Source organism: Algoriphagus faecimaris, from assembly GCF_900101705.1.
Classification (GTDB): domain Bacteria; phylum Bacteroidota; class Bacteroidia; order Cytophagales; family Cyclobacteriaceae; genus Algoriphagus; species Algoriphagus faecimaris.
This window is the reverse complement of sequence record NZ_FNAC01000094.1, coordinates 1-2,090: the sequence shown is the minus strand read 5'-3', so window position 1 is coordinate 2,090 and position 2,090 is coordinate 1. Positions and strand designations below refer to the sequence as shown.

1 protein-coding gene and 1 pseudogene are annotated in these 2,090 nt (G+C 37.1%); both read left to right on the top strand.

The window, feature by feature from the left end:
- Nucleotides 1-159: 159 nt before the first annotated feature.
- The gene (locus BLQ57_RS20690; RefSeq protein WP_139162859.1) at nucleotides 160-714 is read left to right on the top strand and encodes a hypothetical protein; all 555 of its coding nucleotides are present in this window, start codon (nucleotides 160-162) and stop codon (nucleotides 712-714) included.
- 575 nt (nucleotides 715-1,289) lie between these two features.
- A pseudogene (locus BLQ57_RS20685) lies at nucleotides 1,290-2,090 on the top strand (hypothetical protein); the annotation flags it as partial.

Sequence of the window (2,090 nt, the reverse complement as noted above, 5' to 3'; positions counted from 1 at the left end):
TGTTCATGAAACTAAAATAGATACTTTCCCTAAATCAGTTTCCAGTTACCCACTATAAATCATCTAGAGCCGATTAAAAGCTACTCCCCACTCTTATTTATCTTGTTTTTTCAGTGTAGTACAAAAGTATCAAAGGATGCTGGAAATGTTTTGGGAGAAATGGATTCTACCTCATTGACCGAAATTAGGGATCACCTTGCTCAAACGATTCCTTTGACTAATGAGGAGCTTAGTTTATTTTTTCCCTTGGATGTGGGTGATTTTTTGAGAAATCAATTGATAGGAGGTCAGCATGAGTTGATAGGTGTAAGTTCGATAGAGTCTGATTTCAGGCATAGGTATGATTCTTCAAAGCAAGTCAATGTAGAGGTATTAGATGGAGCTGGGGAAATTGGCTCTATTTTTTTACTGAGTAGTATGGAGCGTTTGAAAGTAAACTTTGATGAAATCAATTCAAATGAGCGGATAAGGGTGTTTTATCATGAAGGACACCGCGGATTTTTGAAGGAAAAGTTTCAAGACACAAGCATGGTATATGAATTAATATTTGAAGATAGATTTCGGGTCAAATTTCATTCAGTTCGGATTGAAAAATCAGAATTGGTGAACTTCATACAAGAGAGTCCCATGGTTTTTTACTTATATGAATTTAAAAAATATATGTATATCCGCTTTCTTACCAGTAACAAAAAAATACGGCTTATTGTCTGCTAAAAGGATCAGAATCCGGAAGCTTCGGTCTTATGTTCCCCTGTACTGAACACAGTTAAAGTCTATCGGTTTTTTTGAGCAAAAAAATACAACAACAGGCATAATTGAGAAGAATCAGATAATAGATTGGTTTAGAATTTTGAAAGGAAAATAATATCCTGGTAAAACCTATTCTATAATAATCGGGCTTGAATTAGTTTTCTGTCACTTTCATTTTTAGTAAAATTTTAAAAATTTTCTCTTTAGTCCTTTTTATAAGACTGTTTATAAAAGTTTTTTTACCCCGATTTTGCATTAGGTTTCGTTAAGAGGGCGGTAATTGCAATAAAATAAGGCTGCTTGGAGACTGAGGCATAGCACAGCTATGGTGAAGTCGAAAGCAGCAACGTAGTTACTGATTTTAAGCAATTAACGCCCGTAATATAATTGCTAATGCATAATGCGGGTTTAATGGAAAAGAGCCTTGTTACAGGAGTGTTATCATTTGATACAGCTGTGATATTCTCTTTGATATAAGATTTGGATTTTTAGGAGTGATTTCAGTTAGACTGGAATCAAAGGATCAAAATCTAATCTTTATGAAATCAGTTTTACACCTCCAATTGATCAGAAAAGTCTTTCAATCGCTTTTATTCTTTGGGCTTTCACTTTTCTTGCTTTCTGGTCAAACCTACTCTCAGCAGCTTTCTGGTACTTACTCGATAGGAGCATCCGGAGATTATTTTACTTTTTCCGATGCAGTGACGGCTTTGACAACCAATGGGATTTCTGGTCCGGTTACTTTTGAAGTTCAGTCTGGAATCTACACGGAGCAAATCTTATTAGGTGCTATTTCTGGAGCATCGGAGACTAACACAATTACATTTGAAAGTCAATCTGGAAATTCGGAGGATGTGATAATTCAATATGCAGCTACTGGTACAAGTGATAATTATGTGGTTCGTTTTGACGGAGGTAGTCACTTTGCTTTGAAAAACCTAAAAGTACTAGCTTTAGGTACCTCTTATGCCAGAACTCTCCATGCGCAAGGCGATATCGAAAATATTACGATTGAGCAATGTGTGCTAGAGTCTCCCGATACTTCCACAGCTAATTTTGATAGAGGAAATGTCGTCTTTCAGCCAACATCATCTTCTGGGGTCAGATTTTTAGGAAATACAATTGTAAGCGGTTCAAATGGGATTTATTATAGAGGTGGTACCTCCAGTAGTTTTAGAGGTACAGGGCTAGAATTAATCAATAATACAATTTCAGAGGTCTATTCCTACGGGATATACGTGGACCGATTGACCGCAGCGGTAATCGAGGACAATGCGGTGACGATGCGTGCCACTTCCTGGAGTTCCTCCTACACGCTGGAGCTGACCGAAGTGGAAGGC